This is a genomic window from Undibacterium sp. (genome assembly GCF_030683615.1).
In the GTDB taxonomy this organism is placed as follows: domain Bacteria; phylum Pseudomonadota; class Gammaproteobacteria; order Burkholderiales; family Burkholderiaceae_D; genus Undibacterium; species Undibacterium umbellatum.
In genome coordinates, this window is the sequence record NZ_JAUXQE010000043.1 from 46,601 (window position 1) to 65,214 (window position 18,614).

General features: G+C 51.5%; 11 protein-coding genes. 5 read left to right on the forward strand and 6 right to left on the reverse strand.

Annotation, left to right across the window (positions count from 1 at the left end; genetic code table 11):
• Nucleotides 1–59: 59 nt before the first annotated feature.
• From Q8K39_RS23410 to Q8K39_RS23420, 3 genes are all read right to left on the reverse strand, one after another.
• Entirely contained in the window at nt 60–638 is a 579-nt protein-coding gene (locus Q8K39_RS23410; RefSeq protein WP_305263569.1) for a 3'-5' exonuclease, read from the reverse strand.
• A gap of 356 nt (nt 639–994) precedes the next feature.
• Nucleotides 995–1,261: a hypothetical protein gene (locus tag Q8K39_RS23415; RefSeq protein WP_305263570.1), complete on the reverse strand. Its 267-nt coding sequence runs from the start codon at nt 1,259–1,261 to the stop codon at nt 995–997.
• Nucleotides 1,254–3,737, reverse strand: a complete 2,484-nt coding sequence (locus Q8K39_RS23420; RefSeq protein ID WP_305263571.1) for a GGDEF and EAL domain-containing protein — start codon at nt 3,735–3,737, stop codon at nt 1,254–1,256. Before Q8K39_RS23420 ends, Q8K39_RS23415 begins: the two co-directional genes overlap by 8 nt.
• Before the next feature lie 373 nt (nt 3,738–4,110).
• On the opposite strand from Q8K39_RS23420, the gene glyQ reads away from it, so the two are divergent.
• From glyQ to Q8K39_RS23440, 4 genes are all read left to right on the forward strand, one after another.
• Nucleotides 4,111–5,058, forward strand: a complete 948-nt coding sequence (gene glyQ, locus Q8K39_RS23425; RefSeq protein WP_186952530.1) for a glycine--tRNA ligase subunit alpha — start codon at nt 4,111–4,113, stop codon at nt 5,056–5,058.
• Nucleotides 5,059–5,129: 71 nt separating this feature from the next.
• Nucleotides 5,130–7,214, forward strand: coding sequence for a glycine--tRNA ligase subunit beta (gene glyS / locus Q8K39_RS23430; protein ID WP_305263572.1), 2,085 nt, complete (start codon nt 5,130–5,132; stop codon nt 7,212–7,214).
• A 61-nt stretch (nt 7,215–7,275) separates the two neighbouring features.
• Entirely contained in the window at nt 7,276–7,839 is a 564-nt protein-coding gene (gene gmhB, locus Q8K39_RS23435) for a D-glycero-beta-D-manno-heptose 1,7-bisphosphate 7-phosphatase (RefSeq protein WP_305263573.1), read from the forward strand.
• 31 nt (nt 7,840–7,870) lie between these two features.
• Entirely contained in the window at nt 7,871–8,617 is a 747-nt protein-coding gene (locus Q8K39_RS23440; RefSeq protein WP_305263574.1) for a 1-acyl-sn-glycerol-3-phosphate acyltransferase, read from the forward strand.
• 7 nt (nt 8,618–8,624) lie between these two features.
• Here Q8K39_RS23440 and Q8K39_RS23445 read toward each other — a convergent pair whose 3' ends face one another.
• Nucleotides 8,625–10,244 carry a DNA mismatch repair protein MutS gene (locus Q8K39_RS23445; RefSeq protein WP_305263575.1) on the reverse strand — a complete coding sequence of 540 codons (1,620 nt, stop codon included), beginning with the start codon at nt 10,242–10,244 and terminating at the stop codon, nt 8,625–8,627.
• A gap of 279 nt (nt 10,245–10,523) precedes the next feature.
• Between Q8K39_RS23445 and Q8K39_RS23450 the strand changes: the two genes are divergently transcribed.
• Nucleotides 10,524–11,444 carry a M48 family metallopeptidase gene (locus Q8K39_RS23450; RefSeq protein ID WP_230413617.1) on the forward strand — a complete coding sequence of 307 codons (921 nt, stop codon included), beginning with the start codon at nt 10,524–10,526 and terminating at the stop codon, nt 11,442–11,444.
• Nucleotides 11,445–11,508: 64 nt separating this feature from the next.
• Here the strand turns inward: Q8K39_RS23450 and Q8K39_RS23455 are convergent, their stop codons facing one another.
• Both Q8K39_RS23455 and Q8K39_RS23460 read right to left on the reverse strand, forming a co-directional pair.
• The gene (locus Q8K39_RS23455) at nt 11,509–12,372 is read right to left on the reverse strand and encodes a FecR family protein (protein WP_305263576.1); all 864 of its coding nucleotides are present in this window, start codon (nt 12,370–12,372) and stop codon (nt 11,509–11,511) included.
• The gene (locus Q8K39_RS23460; protein WP_305263577.1) at nt 12,341–18,613 is read right to left on the reverse strand and encodes an S-layer family protein; all 6,273 of its coding nucleotides are present in this window, start codon (nt 18,611–18,613) and stop codon (nt 12,341–12,343) included. Before Q8K39_RS23460 ends, Q8K39_RS23455 begins: the two co-directional genes overlap by 32 nt.
• Nucleotide 18,614 lies beyond the last annotated feature (1 nt).

Consider the following 18,614-nt stretch of genomic DNA (forward strand, 5'->3'; position numbering starts at 1 on the left):
AGCGCAGCTATCGTGAGCCATCTGACCCCGGAGGCAGCTTTAAGTTCATCCCTGCTGCATCACTGCTTAAGTGCCAACCACTTTCTATAGACCAGCAATGCCACTTGCGCATCATTGGCGGCATACATGATTTGTCTGTCATTCAGAGCTGGGGTAGCCCAGTTGGAGGTCGAGGTTTTCTTGGATTTTTGCAATTGCATGCCAAAATACTTGGCCACCGCTGCTTTCGCCCCCATGTCACGCTGCTTGCTCTCACGCATGGCACGTGCGAGGTCAAGCACATGCTGCGGCGAGATAGCGAGTTTGATTTTCAGGCGTTTCATGTCATCGCTGAGTCCAAAGCCAACCTTGAGTATCTCTTTGGATTCCAGCAAGGCTTTCACGGCATCGGTATTTTGCACCTTGACTGTGGGAAAGAGGTAAGCCTTAGTGTCGGTAGCGAGTTGTATCAGATGCGGACCATCGGATTGCTGGCCCTTGAAGAATACCGGCTTGGATTCAGTATCAAAACCCAAAATATCGGCTGCCTGCATCTCTGCATAGGCTTGCTCTGCGTCTGCTGGCGTTTGTACCAGTAGTATGTCTTTTTCCTGGACACCAGGATAAGGGGGGAGGAGAACTTCCTGATCTTCTGTCATGACAGCATGATAAGGGAAATAGGGTGGATATGTCAGGTACTCGCCTGCAACCAGGGCTCATGTAGGGACAAAAACAGTGAAAATAAGCCACAAACGACATCTCATCTCTATAAAAATATATTTTTAACATCATTTCAAGTCGGGAATTTCTTTACGCGCATTTGCATCTGCAACATAAACAAGTACTTTGCAAATATCCTGAGTTTGGGTAATGACTGCCAGTGGCGAGATAAATACAAAAAACATGGTCGTTGCAGCAGTTGCAACTCCCGGCGGGGTAGTGATAGGCACGCTACCATGATCTCTCAATGGCTTTGTTACATAGCAAATACGCATGGCACCATAAGAAGCATGACTCAGCTCTCGTCATCCGCATTCGCAGGCTTGTCCACCTGCCCTGTTTTGAGAGGATCAACACGCCGTCTGCGTGGCCTGCTACTGGGCAATGGTTCTATGATCAGGGCTTGACCATCGGGCAGGGAAATCGCCAGTTTTTCCTGCCCATCATGTTTGAAATGATACACAGTCGCCGCGCCGACAGCGGCTGATTTTTCCAATGTTGCTGCCATCAGCAATTCAGGGATTTCACTTACCTTGCCGGTGCGCCAGATCAGCTTATTCATTGATGTGCTCGCGATAGCGGGTGGCAAAGCCTGCCGCATCCATGGGGCGTCCAAAATAATAACCCTGCACCTGGCTGCAACCCATTTTGCGCAAGAGTTCGGCCTGCTCTTTCTTTTCTACACCTTCGGCCACGACACTCAAACTCAGGCTTAAGGCCATGGCAATGATGGCGCTGGCAATCGCCGCGTCGTCAGGATTTTCATGGATGTCATTGATGAAGGACTTATCTATTTTTAGTTCATCGATGGGGAAACGCCGTAAATACGAGAGACTGGAATAACCGGTGCCAAAATCATCCAGGGATATCGACACCCCCAATTTTTTCAATGCGCGCAGCGCCACCAAAGTACTGTTGACATCCTGCATGACCATGCTCTCGGTCAGCTCCAGCGTGACATGGGATGGGTCGGCACCGGTTTCGGCAAAAATGGCAGCAACTCGATCGGATAAATCCTCTTGCCGGAACTGGCGCGGTGACATATTGATGGCAATCTTCAAATCAGCCATGCCGGATTTTTTCCAGCTGACTTGCTGGCGGCATGCCTCTGCCAGCACCCATTCGCCCAGAGGCAGGATGAGCCCAGTTTCTTCTGCCAGCGGGATGAATTCTATGGGGTGTATCAAACCTATCTGTGGGTGATGCCAGCGTACCAGTGCTTCTGCGCCGACTATAGTGCCTGTAGCAAGTTCTATCTTGGGCTGGTAGTGCAGAGTGAGTTCATGCCGTTCCAGGGCACGACGCAATGCGCCCTCCATATTCAGGCGACTGATGGCGGTGACACCCATCTCGGGAATAAACTGGCGCACGCTATTACGACCATGTTCCTTGACGCGGTACATGGCAATGTCGGCATAACGCAATAATATCTCGCCATGATCACCATCTCTGGGGTAAAGCGAAATACCTATGCTGGCGGTGACAAACACATCATGCCCGTTGATTTCGAAAGGGCGCGCCAGGGCCGCCAGGATTTTTTCAGCGACGATATCAACATCACCAGTCTCTGGCAAATCGGTGAGGATGATGACGAATTCATCACCGCCCAGACGAGCGACCGTATCAGTCTCGCGCACGCAATGGCTGAGCCGGTTAGCGACCTGTTTTAGCATTTCATCTCCGGCACCGTGGCCGGAGGCATCATTGATGAGTTTGAAATGATCAAGGTCGAGCAGCATCAAACCCACCGACAAATCCTGGCGCTTGGCCCAGGCGATGGCCTGAGTGATACGATCGTTGAGTAAATTACGGTTCGCCAGGCCAGTCAGGCTATCATGGGTGGCCTGGTATTCCAGCTCTTTCTGGTAATTGACACGCTCACTAACATCATTGATGACACTGACAAAATGCGTAGTAGCGGCGCCCGTCGCATCCTTGACGGGAGAGATATGCAATTCATTCCAGAACTGGGTTCCGTCCTTGCGGTAATTGCGAAGCAAGGCGCAGCCTGATCTTTTCTCGCGTAGAGCTGAGCGTATCTCTTGCAAATCTGGTTGCGCCAGGTCCTCCCTGACCAGGAAGCGCCCTTCCCTGCCTATGACTTCCTGCGCTGTATAGCCAGTGATACGCTCAAAAGCAGGATTCACATAGACGATGGAGTGGTCGCTGTCATCACTGCGGGTAATCATGATGCCATTGCTGCTCGATACCAGGGCTTGCTCACGCAAGAGCAAGGCTTGCTCGACTTCCTTCAACTGGAATTTGCTATCGGTAATATCTTGTTTGACCGCGACCAGATGGGTAATATGCCCTTTCATATTGCATAAGGGGCTGATAATCTGCCGCTCCCAATAAGTAGTACCATCCTTGCGGTGACTGAGTACATCGCCTTGCCAATGCTCACCGACCTTGAGCGCCTTGATGTTGCGCATGACTTTTTCATCGGCAGGGTCACCAGAATTCCAGAACACGTGCGTGCCCAGCACTTCGCTCAACGCATAGCCAGAAATACGACAATAACTGTCATTGCCATATTCGAGTTCACCATCTGCATTGGTAATGACAACCGCAAACGGGCTTTGCTGTACTGAGAGCGCCAGCATTTCCATATTGTCTTGCAGGTCATGGTGTTCGTGGGTGCTGCTGAGGGAATGGATGGCTTGCGCCAGTTCATTGGCGAAGCGGCTCAGTATGTTGTATGCATCACTCCTTGCACTAAGATCAAAGTCAGCAGCAACCCGCAATTGCGCCAGTACATCACCATAATGGTGCAGGGGCAAAACCAGGTATTTTGTCTCTTTCCCAGCCTCTCTATCGGCACGAAAACGATAAACTTCCGACTTATCCCCTAAGTCCAGCTCCACCTCAGCACAAATATAAGCAGCACGCTGCACCAATATGCGACAGAAGCCACGCAACATCTCTGGCAATTCTGTCGTGTACCACAAACAATGGGAAAGCTCCCCCAACAAGAGATACCACTCTTCCAGCCGATGTGACTCGGCATCCAAAGTAAGGGGCTGGTCAGCTATAGCCATGTCGTTGAGGTCTCCCATTCAGCACGCTGTTTTTATTGGCAAGTGGATTTTTATACCGCGTAGCCAAGCGAATTGCAACAAAAACCACCGGAGGCAAGCTGCCTATTTATGCTGCAATTGCGTTACACAATACAAAACAAATATTTGCAAAACAATAAATAATCTATTGCTTCCCTTCTGATTTTCTCTGTAATTTCTCTGTATGTCATTGTCTCTGTGGTTAAAGGTCTTAAGATTTTCCTCATTTATGCCCTAAAAATTAACAAAACAACATCAAGCAAATTCGCCTATCCAGCGCAAAAGCCGTTAAAATCTAAGGTTTGGCAAACTTTATTCATCGCTTCTTCAAGAAGTGACAAAGGCAGATAGCACGATGCTCACATTTCAACAAATTATCCTGACATTACAAGATTACTGGGACAAGCAAGGCTGCGCCCTGTTGCAACCCTACGATATGGAAGTGGGCGCGGGTACTTCGCATACCGGCACTTTCTTGCGTGCCATCGGGCCTGAACCTTGGCGTGCGGCGTATGTACAACCTTCACGCCGCCCCAAAGATGGCCGCTATGGCGAAAACCCTAACCGCCTGCAACACTATTATCAATATCAGGTCGTATTGAAGCCAGCACCGGAAAATATCCTCGACCTATACCTGGGTTCCCTGAAAGCCCTGGGCCTGGATTTGCAGCAAAACGACATACGCTTTGTTGAAGATGACTGGGAAAACCCTACCCTGGGTGCCTGGGGCCTGGGCTGGGAAGTCTGGCTGAATGGTATGGAAGTCACGCAATTCACTTATTTCCAGCAAGTAGGTGGTATTGATTGCAAGCCTATCCTGGGTGAAATTACCTATGGCCTGGAGCGTCTGGCCATGTATCTTCAAGGCGTAGATAATATCTATGACCTGGTCTGGACCGAGCGTGAAGAAAACGGCAAGACCGTGCGCCTGTCTTATGGCGACGTATTCCATCAAAATGAAGTTGAGCAATCGACTTTCAGCTTTGAGTATTCGAATACCGATTTCCTGTTCTCCCTGTTCACCAACTACGAAGCAGAAGCCAAGCGCTTGCTGGAAGTGACAGAAAAGTCTCTGGCCTTGCCTGCATATGAAATGATCTTGAAGGCTGCGCACACTTTCAACTTACTGGATGCACGTGGTGCCATCTCGGTGACTGAACGTGCTGCCTACATAGGCCGCATACGCAATCTGTCGCGTGCAGTGGCTGCGGCTTACTATGCATCGCGTGAGGCACTGGGTTTCCCTATGTGCGCTGCGGACGACAAGCATAAGCCTGCCCCTGCTGCTGTTACTGCTGCATAAGCTTTACGCCTAGCCCACAAGAACATCATTAAATAGATTCTGGCAACGCGCCAGAACGTAGGATAAGAAACATGAGCCAAACACTGTTAGTAGAATTATTTACCGAAGAGCTGCCACCCAAGGCACTGGCCAAACTGGGTGAAGCATTTAGCGCCGGCATCATCGCTGGTTTGAAGTCACGCGATTTTCTGGAAGCTGAATCCGTAGCAACCAGCTATGCATCACCACGCCGCCTGGCTGTCAGTATCACAGGTGTACGCGCCACGTCCCCGGACAAGCTGATGCGCGAAAAAGTCTTGCCAGTATCCGTGGCGCTGGATGCTGCTGGCAATGCCACCGCACCCCTAGGCAAGAAACTGGCTGCGCTGGGCTTCCCTAACCTGCAGGTCAGTGACCTGGAACGTGCGGTGGATGGGAAGGCCGAGAGCTTCTTTTATAGCTATACAGCCGCAGGTACTGCGTTGGCACCGGCAGTTCAAACTGCGCTGGAAGAAACCATAGGTAAACTGCCTATCCCTAAAGTCATGAGTTACCAGCGTCCTGACGGCGAGACTGTACATTTTGTGCGCCCAGTACACAAAATCATCGCCCTGCACGGTGAAGATATCGTACCTCTTCACTTGCTGGGTCTGGATAGCAACCGCACCACTATTGGCCACCGCTTCCTGTCCGCTGGTGAAGTCAGCATTGCCAAGGCAGAAGACTATGCCACCAGCCTGAAGACCGAAGGCAAGGTCATTGCCAGCTTCAATGAGCGCAAAGAACAGATACGTGCCGCCTTGTTAGGCAAAGCAGGTGCAGACCAGGTGTTGATGCCTGAATCCCTGCTCGATGAAGTTACTGCCCTGGTGGAATGGCCAGTGGTCTACGAATGCAATTTCGAGCAAGAGTTTTTGGCCGTGCCGCAAGAATGTCTGATCCTGACCATGCAGACCAATCAGAAATATTTTGCCCTGACAGATGCCACAGGCAAATTGCGTTCACGCTTTTTAATCGTCTCCAACCTGGAAACCAGCGACCCGCAATACATCATCCTGGGTAATGAGCGCGTCGTACGCCCTCGCTTGTCAGACGCCAAGTTCTTCTTTGAGCAAGACAAGAAAAAAACCCTGGAATCCCGCCTGCCTTTGTTGGCGAACGTGGTCTATCACAATAAACTGGGCAGCCAGGCAGAACGTACGCAACGCGTTAAAACTTTGGCTGGCCAGATTGGTGCCAGCCTGAATGGTGATGTCGCCCTGACCCAACGCGCCGCCCTGCTGGCCAAGACTGACTTGCTGACCGACATGGTGGGTGAATTCCCTGAGCTGCAAGGCATCATGGGGACTTACTATGCACGGCATGATGGTGAGCACCCTGATGTTGCCGCTGCTGCATCTGAACATTATCAGCCACGTTTCGCTGGCGATGCACTGCCAGCGACACTGACTGGCACTGCCGTGGCACTGGCAGACAAACTGGAAACCTTGGTTGGTATCTGGGGCATAGGCTTGCAGCCTACCGGTGACCGTGATCCGTTTGCGCTGCGCCGCCATGCTCTGGGTATCTTGCGCATGCTGGTAGAAAAACGCTTGCCGCTGTCGCTGAATACCCTGCTAGCACATGCGGTAGCACTGTTCGCTGGCAATCCCAATTTCAAAGACCCAACAGCCGATGTGCTGAACTTCTTGTTCGACCGTCTGCGTGGCCAGTTGCGCGACAAGGGCTTTTCTCAAAATGAAGTCGAAGCTGTGGTTGCTCAACAACCTGACACGCTGGATAACATCGTTGAACGTCTGCAAGCTGTACAAGCCTTTGCTGCCCTGCCAGAATCAGAAGCACTGGCTGCTGCCAACAAGCGTATTACCAATATCCTCAAAAAAGCCGAAAGTACTCCTGGTGCAGTCCAGCCAGCCTTGCTGCAGGAAGCTGCCGAGCAGGCATTGGCCAAGGCCATGGCCGATGTCAAGCCGGAAGTCGATGCCGCATTCGCCAAAGGTGATTTCGCCAGCGCCTTGAAAACCCTGGCAGCCCTGCGTGCAGCGGTGGACAGCTTCTTCAATGATGTCATGGTGAATGCAGAAGACCTGGCGCTGCGTAACAACCGCCTGGCTTTGCTGGCAAGCCTGCATGGCATGATGAACCAGGTTGCCGACATTTCCAAGCTGGCGGCCTGAGGTGGCATTGAAACACCAGAAACACAATGGAACATGTGAGCAACACTAACCAGGATTGCAGATGAAACTCATCATCCTTGACCGCGATGGCGTCATCAATCAGGACTCGGACGACTTTATTAAGTCACCCGAAGAATGGAAGCCGATACCGGGTTCACTGCAAGCCATAGCCCGCCTTAACCAGGCGGGCTACACGGTAGTGGTTGCCACCAATCAGTCTGGTATAGGTCGCAGGCTATTTGATATGGCGACGCTGAATGCCATCCATCAAAAAATGCATACCAGCGCCCAGCAGGTCGGTGCCACTATTGATGCGATTTTCTTTTGTCCGCATATGGCGGATGATAATTGCGATTGCCGCAAACCCAAGCCAGGCATGCTGCAAGAGATCGCCAGTCGCTATGACACCAGTCTCAAGGGTGTGCATTGCGTGGGGGATTCCCTGCGCGACTTGCAAGCTGGCTTTGTGCTGGGTTGCAAACCACATCTGGTGCTGACGGGCAAAGGTAGCAAAACCCAGGAAAAAGGCGGCTTGCCGCCAGGCACGCAGGTCTTTGCTGACCTGGCCGCCATGGTCGACAAACTGGTGGAAAACTCGCCATCCGAATTTAATATCGCGATCTGAACGAATTCAGCATCGCTACAATGGAGACTACATGCTTAGCTTTACCCGTTTTATTCGTTCGCTGATTTTCTTGCTGGTGATGGCGGTAGTCACCATCGTCTGGGCCCCCATCAGCATGCTGTTTGCCTTCTTGCCGTATAACCAGCGCTATTACATTACTGCCCGCTGGAATGTCACGATCATCTGGGCAGCAAAAGTCATTTGCGGCATACGTTACCAGACCAAGGGATTTGAAAACTTTCCCGATGGCCCGGCCATACTTCTGTGCAAACATCAGTCCGCATGGGAAACCATCTTCCTGCTGATGGCAACACCGCGCCCACTGGTTTTCGTCTTCAAAAAAGAAATCACCTATATCCCGTTCTTTGGCTGGGCCATCTCCATGCTGCGCATGATCCCTATCGACCGCAGCAAGGGCAAGGATGCGTTCGCCCACGTCGTGACCCAAGGCCGCAAACGTCTGGCTGATGGACAATGGATCATCATGTTCCCTGAAGGCACCCGTATCGCTGTTGGCAAAAAAGGCCAGTACAAAGGCGGCGGAGCCCGCCTGGCGGTAGAAACCAACACACCTGTAGTACCTATCGCCGTCAATTCTGGTGAATGCTGGCCCAAAAATTCTTTCACTAAATTGCCAGGCACAGTCACCGTGTCGGTTGGCAAACCGATACCGCCCAACGGCATGAATGCGGTTGAACTGATGCAGGAAGTGGAAAAATGGATAGAAGCAGAAATGCGTGTGATTTCGCCGCAGGTTTATCAGTCTGAATCCAAGTAAGCTGGAATTAAGACATGGAGCGATTTTCCAGTATTTGTTCGCACTTGTCTGGATGCTTAAGATAGTCACTAAGCCAGTCGAAAACCCGACTGGCTTTGTTTTTTATGTCATCACCAAAACCGTATGAACCCAGCAAGCGTATGCCGTTAGGGTCAGCCAAAACACCCGCAGTCAATTGCAATCTGGATTTATCACCTAGTTCTGCAGTAACGCATAACGGTGCCAGATATGCTGCCAAGATGGGGGCCAGTACCAGGTTATGTGATGAGACGACCACCATGTTTGAAGCGGCAAGGCTTTGCAAAACTGCGGCAGCAGCCGAGATGGATTCCTGATGATTCGTGCCGCGAAAAATCTCATCAATGACGAATACAGCCTGCGTATCGCTTTCTGCGATATCCAATAATTCTTTGGCTCGCCTGAGTTCTGCCTGATACAGGCTTTCATTTGCAATTAAAGAGTCTTCACTCTGCATGCTCGAAAACACCGCGCCCACGGGGACGCTGGCAGTAGCTGCATAACAAAAACCAAAGGCGCGGGCGACGATAAGATTCAAACCAAGGGTGCGCAACAAAGTACTCTTGCCTATACCATTTTGCCCTGAAATAAAAGCTCCCTTGCCTTCCAGTGTTATATCCAGGCCAGTAGCCTGCGGCAACAAGGGGTGCACGACTTGTTGCAAACACAGTTGCTTCTTGTCTGCCACAGTGGCCCAGCAATATTGAAGAAGCGATTGACAGTGCCTGACCAGTGCCAGATCAGCCTCCAGATTTGCCACGTGCGAGTATGCCCTGCACAAAAAATCCTGATTTTTACGGACAAGAATGCAGGTCTTGAAAAAATGCCTGACATTATCCAGCAAGAACCAGTCAGCATATTCCCGCATACCAGGCAGGACCACCAAATTATGTCTGCTCAATTCGGCAAGCATTTTCTTCGCAATGAGGAGATCTTCAGGAGATGAATTAGCATCCATTGGATGATGCTCCGCGAGCAGCACGAAGCTACTGAGCAAGGCTTGCAGTGCTTGCACTTTCTTTGCCCATTGCGTAACCGCATCATGAAAACGTGTCTGTACCCCCAGCAAGATCAGCCATATCGCCAGGACTGCTATCCAGGCAGAGGCCAATGTGGTCATGGCAACGATGAATAACAGACTAATGCTGACAGGCAGCAGCCACATGAATTTATACCAGGCTGCAGGACCCGGGATTGCGTTTGTGAAAAGCTGTTCACTGACTTCTGTTTCAACTTCCCGCAACGGTAAGCAGCACTGCCGCAATGTATCAAGCAATGCAGTATCAGCCATCAATCTCTGCAAGCGCTGCTTGCCTTGCTCATCCTGAGCACCCTGGCGCAGCCGTTTATGCATGATCTGCTGGGCGAAAATACTGCTTCCTGCTGTCACTTGATCTGCATAGACATCAAGCAGCATATCGCTGGCTGTATGCTCATCAATGTGCTTTACAACCTCATCTCTGGTAACGCGATAAAACATGGCGATATCGCTACGAGAAAAAGGAAAATCAAGTGCTTGTTTAGGCGCGACATCAGGGATATTCAAGAAAAAACGGACCTTGCAAATTATCCTGCTCCAGTGATTATGCAGCGAAGCTATCTTGTTCATCAGAGCCTGTGAGGTAGGTGGCGAGATAAGGTGGCGATATAAGTTATCAGTTGCTCAGTCAAATTGAGCTAGTTGCAGAAAATTCAAGTGAGCTAGGATGAATAAAGGAAATGGTGATATCGAAAAAAACAAATTTTGGAGGCGAAAACACGAACTGCAAAAAATAGGTCAAACTACCGCAATTACAGCTATTAAAACGCCCCCATCCATGCTCGGAATGCGTTCTATCAGCTGAGCACAAATCCCTTTTGCTATTGAATCAGGATCCATTAAGCTTAAATGAAGCCCCGCATTCCTTCGATTGGCAAGGCCATACAAATGGCTTTGCAACTGGATTTATTCAGTGATTTTCTAGTGCCGGACAAATTGCGTCCTGCGCCTGTAAAAGCACCAGCGCCAAACCCGCTTAAAGATGCAGGTCAAGGACATGAGCTGCGCCCGGTAGCACCGCCACCGACTACCTTTGTCAACAGCAGCAACAAACGCCGCATCCTGATACAGGATTATTTGCTTGAATATGATTTGCAACGCTCAAAACGACGCAGCATAGGCTTTTTGATCAATGAAGATGGCTTGCGTATTACCGCGCCACGCTGGGTGACGATTGCCGATATTGAAACAGCGATACAAGAGAAACAAGCCTGGATATTGCGCAAACTGACTGAGCGGCGTGAACGCACCCAGCGCAAACTGGAACCCAGCATGACCTGGCAGGATGGGGCGAAATTACCTTATCTGGGTGGCGAAATTACCTTGCGGATTGCTCCTGCGTCTGTCATTGGCACGCACTTCCAGAGCGAGCAGGCTGAGCTGATTATCAACCTGCCAGCGGATGCTGGTGAGCAGCAATTGAAAGACCGGGTACAAGCTTGGCTGCAGCAAGAAGCGAAACGGGTTTTCAATGAGCGCCTGCCGGTATTTGCTGAGAAACTCAATGTCCGCTATCAAAGCATGGCTTTGTCGGCAGCGGCAACGCGCTGGGGTTCCTGCACCTCACAAGGAAAGATACGCCTGAACTGGCGACTGATCCACTTCTCGCCCATGATTATTGATTATGTAATTGCGCATGAACTTGCGCATTTACGTGAAATGAACCACAGCCCGCGTTTTTGGGCGACGGTGCAATCGGTTTTCCCTGATTTTGAAATTGCGCGCCAAAACTTGCGTCAGCATGCAGGCGCCAATTTGCCAATATTCTGAAGCAAGATCAACACTGGATTTGCCAGCCTGGCAAATCCAGTGTTGCCATTTCAGTTACATCACCTCACCTTACTTCACAAATCAGGCTGCCTGATTTGCTTTCATTACTGGCATTGTCCTGGGTCAGATTGAACGGGAAACTACCTGGTGGCGTGAATTGCATGCCAGGGTTGTTTGGCAAAATAACAGGTGGCTTATTGAAGCTGACTGCAAAACCAAATTGCCCTGTCGTGACATCCAGACTACCAGTACTGTTACGCAAGAAGATAGTGCCATCCAGAACTTGCACATACAGCCCAGGTACACGCCCTGAATCTGAACCGGGAACTTCATTGGCAGCAAGTTGTAAGGGCAAGATGGCGGTCACAGGTGCATCAGCATCACTGCGGCTAGTCCTGCCATCTGATCCTGTTGTCTGCAATGCTGCGGTTGTCGCCATGTTGTAGGCAGCGATGCCGCTATCAGGTGGAACGTATTCAACAATGAAAGTAGTGCCGCGTATACCTATCGATGCGGTAGGTGTGTTCAGGCCAAATCTTTCCTTATTACGTTTGCCCAATAAACCTGTAACTGCACGCAAGCCACCTTTGACCAGAGTCATGGTAAAACCATCATTATTGGGTTTGTCTTCTTCAAAGGAAAACTGATCTATCTTGATCTGGGTATTCGGGCGCAAGACGATTTCACTATTGTCGGCAAACTTGATGCGCGCATAAGTATCTTTTTCGGCAATTAGCGTATCGCCCTGCTCAATGGCAGATTGCAGGGACAAGACCTTGACTGCACCGTCAGCTTTCTTGGCGATCAGGGGCCCGCTCAAATGCGTCACCGTACCAGCGACCTGCGCAGCAAAACTCAGCGCGCAGCTCAGGCACAGTGCTGCAAGAAAGAAAAACTTAATTGCAGTAGAGTTTTTTATCTGTAGCATTTTTTAATACTCCGTTGTCCCTGGTACCGGCAAAACTGCTTCTTTGCTCGAATCTGGTTTCACGGCCAGAATCACTACTACCACTGTCAAAGAAATTGGAAGAATTGGAAATCGCATTCGACATCGCCAAAGTGGAACTGATGAAACTGTTCAAGGCAAAATTAATCGTGTTATTGAGGATATTGCCTGTTCTGAGATCGCCTATAGGCAAGACCAGCGTGCAACCCAGCAAGCCAGGATTGGCCGCACACTGTGCCTGATTAGGCAAGACAACAGAGCAACCATTCAAAGCCGGATTGGCCGCACAACTCGCCAGGGCTGGCAAGACTGCACTGCAACCAGCAGTGGATGGATTGGCAACGCAAGTCGCCAGACTAGGCAAGACCACGCTGCAGCCAGATGCAAACGGCGTGGCGATGCACGTTGCCAGGGTAGGCAAGATCAGGTTACAACCTGGCAGACCAGGATTGGCGACGCAACTGGCCAAACTAGGCAACACTGCGCTGCAACCAGTAATGGACGGATTGGCCGTGCAAGTCGCGAGGCTAGGTAAAACCGCGCTGCAACCAGCCAGGGCGGGATTGGCGGTACAGGCAGCCAGGCTAGGCAAAACCGCAGAGCAGCCTGCTGTAGTTGGCGCAGCAGTACAAGTAGCCAGGCCAGGTAATACGACATTACAACCTGCCAGACCAGGGTTGGCGACGCAACTTGCCAAACTAGGCAACACCGCACTGCATCCTGGCAATGCCGGATTAGCTGTACAGCTAGCCAGACCAGGCAAGACACTGGAACAACCCGCCAGCGTAGGCGCTGCTATACAAGCTGTCAGCGTAGGCAGAACGGCGCTACAACCAGGCAAAGCAGGGTTGGCACTGCAAGCTGCCAGTGTAGGCAGAACAGCCGAGCAACCAGACAAGGCAGGATTGGCGACACAGGCGCTCAATGCTGGCAACACTGCTGAGCAACCTGCCAGGCTTGGACTGATAGTGCAGGCAGCCAGCGTAGGCAAGACGGACGAACAGCCAGACAATGCCGGATTGGCAGTACAGGCAGCGAGAGTAGGCAAGACTACACTGCAACCAGCTTGCGAGGGATTAGCCAGGCAAGCTGTCAAGGTCGGCAAGACATTATTACAGCCAGACAGCGTCGGTGTTGCGATGCACGCAGTCAAACTAGGCAAGACGGCACTGCAACCTGGCGCACTGGGGCTGGCTGTACAGGTAGCCAGCGTGGGCAAGACTGCACTGCAACCTGGCAAGCTGCTATTGCTGACGCAAGCACTCAAGCTAGGTAACACAGCACTACAACCCGGCACACTGGGGCTGACCAGGCAAGCCGCCAAAGTAGGCAGGACGGCGCTGCAACCTGCCAGACTGCTATTACTGATACAGGCGCTCAAAGTTGGCAGCACAGAGCTACATCCTGGCAAGCTGGGGCTGGCCGTACAGGCTGCGACTGATGGTAGGACGGCTGAGCAACCAGCAATATTTGGCGACACCAGGCAAGCCGCCAAAGCTGGCAAGACTACGCTACAACCCGGCGTGTTTGGGCTGGAAGTGCAGGTTGCCAAAGATGGCAGAACAGCACTACAGCCAGTCTGGCTCGGGTTACTGATGCAAGAATTCAGGCTAGGTAAAATCGAACTGCAACCACTGATGGAAGGATTCGCCAGGCAAGCAGACAAGCTGGGCAGGACCGCGCTGCAACCGGCAATGTTCGGATTAGCCAGGCAACTACTGAGACTAGGTAAAACATTCGAGCAACCAAACAACGAAGGGTTGGCGATGCAGGAGCTCAGGCTAGGCAGCACGACACTGCAACCAGCCAGTGTGGGGTTGGCCTGACAGGCGGCTACACTGGGCAAGACTGCGCTGCAACCGGCCAGACTGGGGTTGCTGATACAGGCGCTGAGAGTAGGCAAGACCGAGCTGCAACCGGGTGTGGTCGGGCTGACAATACATTGTTCCAGCGTAGGCAAAGGCGTATTCTGGAAGGCTTGCTTGGTAACCGTACCACCCGTGACCGTCCCTGAAATCAAGATGGCATCACCCGCCTTGAGCAAGATATTGCCACTGGTAGTGACGGAGCCGCTACTACCTACGGTCAACTTGTCAGCAGTGCTGCCACTGGCCCCGGCTTCCAGAGTAATGTTGCCACCATTTGAACTGGCGACCGTGCCATTCACTGTCAAGGGACTGTGTGCTACCAGGCTGATATTACCCGCCTTGGTGCGCACTGCATCTGCACTATCCAGGGTGATCGCGCCTATATTGTCGATGAAGACACTGCCAGTACTGCCAGCCGTGCTTTGCTGTACATTGCGGATATTCAGGGCACCGGTATTTTTGATGTTGATATCGGTATTTGCACCCGTATTATTTGCCAGCAGGATAGGTACGCTGGTTTTCAACCCTGTGCTGTGTCCTATACCGCCATTGGCAGTTGCATCAAGCGCTCCGCCACTGAGTAGATAGCCAGCAGCCTGGGTAATTGCACCGTTGGCTGCGGCCAGTGTGGCAGTAGCCGTGCCGGTATTGACGTTTGCACCCAGTGCGATATTGCCGGAGTTGGCGGTCAGATATAAATTGCCAAACGTATTGATGCCACCAAGGCTGTATGCACTGGAACCACTCCCCCCACTTAAGGTTGTGACATTGATGCCCTGGGTATTCACCAGGCTCAGGCTGGCATTGCTTTTTGCCGCCAGGTTGGTGATCGTATTTAAACTATTCAGTGCAATGCTATTGCCAGCAACCAGACCCAGATCCTGCACGGTAATCGAGTTGGTCTGTGAAATATCACCACCGCTCAACAAGCCTACGCGTGTCGTCGTCAGATTTTTGATATCCGTAATGGCGCTGGTATTGGTATCGGTAATGCCAACCACAGAAATAGGGCCGGAGGCATTGCCAGCATCGCCACTGCCTATCGCGATACTGGCAGCCGAGACCTTGAACAGATTGGTCACACTCAGGCATGGGGCCACGGTGCATGTGCCAGAGCCAACCGTAATGGCGCGCCCCGCTGTGTAAGGGCGAATGCCAAAATCACCCGCAGTCACACCACCAGGGCCACCCAGTGTCAGCAAATCAGCTACTAAACCCACCTTGCCCGTACCGGCATTGACATTATCGGAAACTGTGATCGACGAACCACTCCCTGTGCTTAACTGTATGGGCTTGTTATTGGTGGTGATGCCCACAATGCTGGATGCAGTGCCTATGCTCAGATTGCCAGAGTTAAACAAGTCGATGCCACCAACGCCCAAGCCACTGACATTCAGGTCTGCCCCCAGTGTTGCAAAATTATTTGAGGTATTCATCAGATTCACTGGTCCCTTGCTTTGCAAGCCAAGGGAGGTGGCGGTAATTGCATTACCTGCTGCCTGACTGATGCCAGAAGTGGAATCCGTCGTCAGTTTGGCTGCTGCATTCACATTTATACCGCTATAGCCATCGACTGTGGTGATATTGAGGTGATTGATGGAGCGATAAGTAAAACCACCCAGGTCTCCTGAACCGGATATCACGCCTATGGTATTTGCTTCTGGCAGACTGACTCCATAACCACGCACCTGCAAGGAACTGGCACCGTCAATAATGGCACCAGTTTGCTGGGAAATCGTGTTGCCGGAATGTAAAGTCAGGGATGTATTGACATTTTGCAGTGCACCGCCAGCACCTGAATTCATGGGGCCTTTGATATCTATGCTGGCACCAGAGGTATTACCTATTTTTAAACGTGCAGCTGTTATCCGGTTCAATTCATCGGTTGACAATTCCAGTGTGTTTCCAATGACATCGGTGGTGCCAGTAGCAAGGTGTATGGTGGCGACAGCATTCCTGTCCAGGCTCACCGAATTGCTACCGGCATTGATGTTGCCGAGCAAGTTCATTTTGTCGGATTTGAGCGAGATCGTGCCACCGCTGCTATTGATCTGTGTGCCAGACGCGGTACTGGTCATGATATTCAAGTCACTGGCCAGCAAACTGATGTTGCCGCCACCGCTATTGATATTGCTACCTGAGAGCAAGCTGATGCCACCCAGGCCGCTAACCGATATCAGGCCATTAGTGGCAATGAGTGGCGCGTTCATTGATATGCTATGCGTGGTCGGCGAGCTTAGATGAATCGCCGCACCTGAGGCTTGTTGCTTGACCCCGTAACCAGTTGCGCCGATATCGCCAATGACCAGGTTTGTACCTGAACTGGCGATGCGTATATCGCCACTTGCGGTATTGATGGCATTCAGTTTGCTGGCTTGCACACTCATACTGTCAGAGGAAGTCGTCCCATGCAGGCCGCTGGCAGCCGATAGTTTTAAATCATTGGCATAGATTACCGTACCATTTTGCTGGGCGATATTGGCAGCGGAAGTGATGGTGACATTTCCATCTGTAGAAGAATTACCGAGTGCATCTATGCCGCCAGAACCTATATTCACCAGGCCGCTGCTATTGATGATGACATTGCCACCTGTACCTACTGTGCCAGGCGTAGTCCGCAAGGTCTTAAAAGTTGTGCTACCGCTGCCGCTCAGGTTAATTTGCCCGCCATCGGTCGTCAATTTTGCGACGACGATATTGGCAGTTTGCGGCGATGTACCAGTACCGGTTTGCAATGTGATGCTGCCAGTACCAAAAGTCTTGATTTCAAGATTGGGATCTGCCCCTGTCAGATTAATGCCCCGTGTGCCACTGATATCAGTAGATGCGTTGCGGGTTCGCAAGGTCAGGCTGGAATTGCTCGGCAAAGATATCAGGCTACCGAAGAAAGTACCGCTGGTATTAATATAATTTGTCGCCTCCAGCACGATATTTGTGCCTGGTGTCAGCCCTTGCAGTTCCGACTGATAGACCGTTGTTGGGCTACCATCGGCGAAATTGATCGTGCCTATCGCAGAACCTTGAAATGTAGCAGTACCGTCAGAACCGCCGTCACCATTCCCACCTGCAATGGTGATGGAAGCTGGATCAAGCAACAAGGTACCATTCTTGCCTTTTGGCGAACTGACATCGACTTTGGCATGAAAGTCCAGGTTTTGTTTACCCGACGTTTCGACAAAGCCGCCATTTCCGCCTTGCGCGCCGCCGCGGGCAGAAATACTGCCATTCACTCTGGTGACTTCATCTGACCAGACGATGACTTTGCCGCCGTCACCAGTCTTGACAGCATCAGCATTGATCCTGGCATCGCTGGCAATAAAGGCACGTTTGGCATTCATGATGGCCGGATTATCGCCGTGGTAATCACCGCCAAGCAATACCTGGCCACCACCTGCGTCACCACTAGCATCAACCTGGGCATTGCCAGCCAGCGCCACACGCTGTCCCAGTATTTGTATATCACCGCCCTTGCCTTTGCCAGTGGCCGTGGTTGTGCTGCCAGTATCAAGTATCGTATCCTGGCGGGCCTTGAAATAGATTTTGCCGTTTTCACCTACCACTGCACTATTGGCACTGACCAGGCCACGTTGAGTGATCAAACCACCATAGATACCAACCTTGCCGCCCTGGGCAACAACTTGTCCAAGATTCAGTGCCTGATTATTGTCCGCGCTGACGACGACGTGCACGTCAGGATTGGCTGAATCCACCAGCTTGACTGAGCGCCCTGCCGCCAGCAAAATTTCACCCTGAGGTGATGTAATGATGCCGCTGTTTTCTACATCAGGCGCAATCAAATAGACATGGCCGCCTGTTGGTGTTGTGATCGCCCCTTGATTGCTGACCTTGCCAGCCTGCGTGCCAGCATTAAAATTGAATTTGCCAGCCTTGAAATCAGCGTCCGTCATGCCCAGGCTGGAGACTGTCAAGCCATTGACATCGACTTGTGCGCCCTTGCCAAACAGTACGCCGTTCGGGTTGATCAAAAACACCCGTCCATTTGACTGCAAAGTTCCCAGAATCTGGCTAGGGTTTTGACCTATGACGCGGTTCAATACCGTGCTGCTGGCACTCTCTTGTATAAAGCGGGTGGTTTCACCGGCATTGATGAAAAAATCCTGCCAGTTAATGATTGCACCCGGCGTATTGGTGATTGTGAAGATCTTGCCATCCTGATTGAAGATGACCTTGCCATTGACGATCTGCGGCCCGACAGGATTGGCGTGAGCCACACTGGAAACAAGTCCTGACCCAAAGCAGGCTGCCAGCAACACTGGCACAAGCTTGGGTAGCAACTTACCTGACAAGCCCAGCTTCAGGTTCGAGCTCAATGCAGATTCAGATTGAGTGAACATA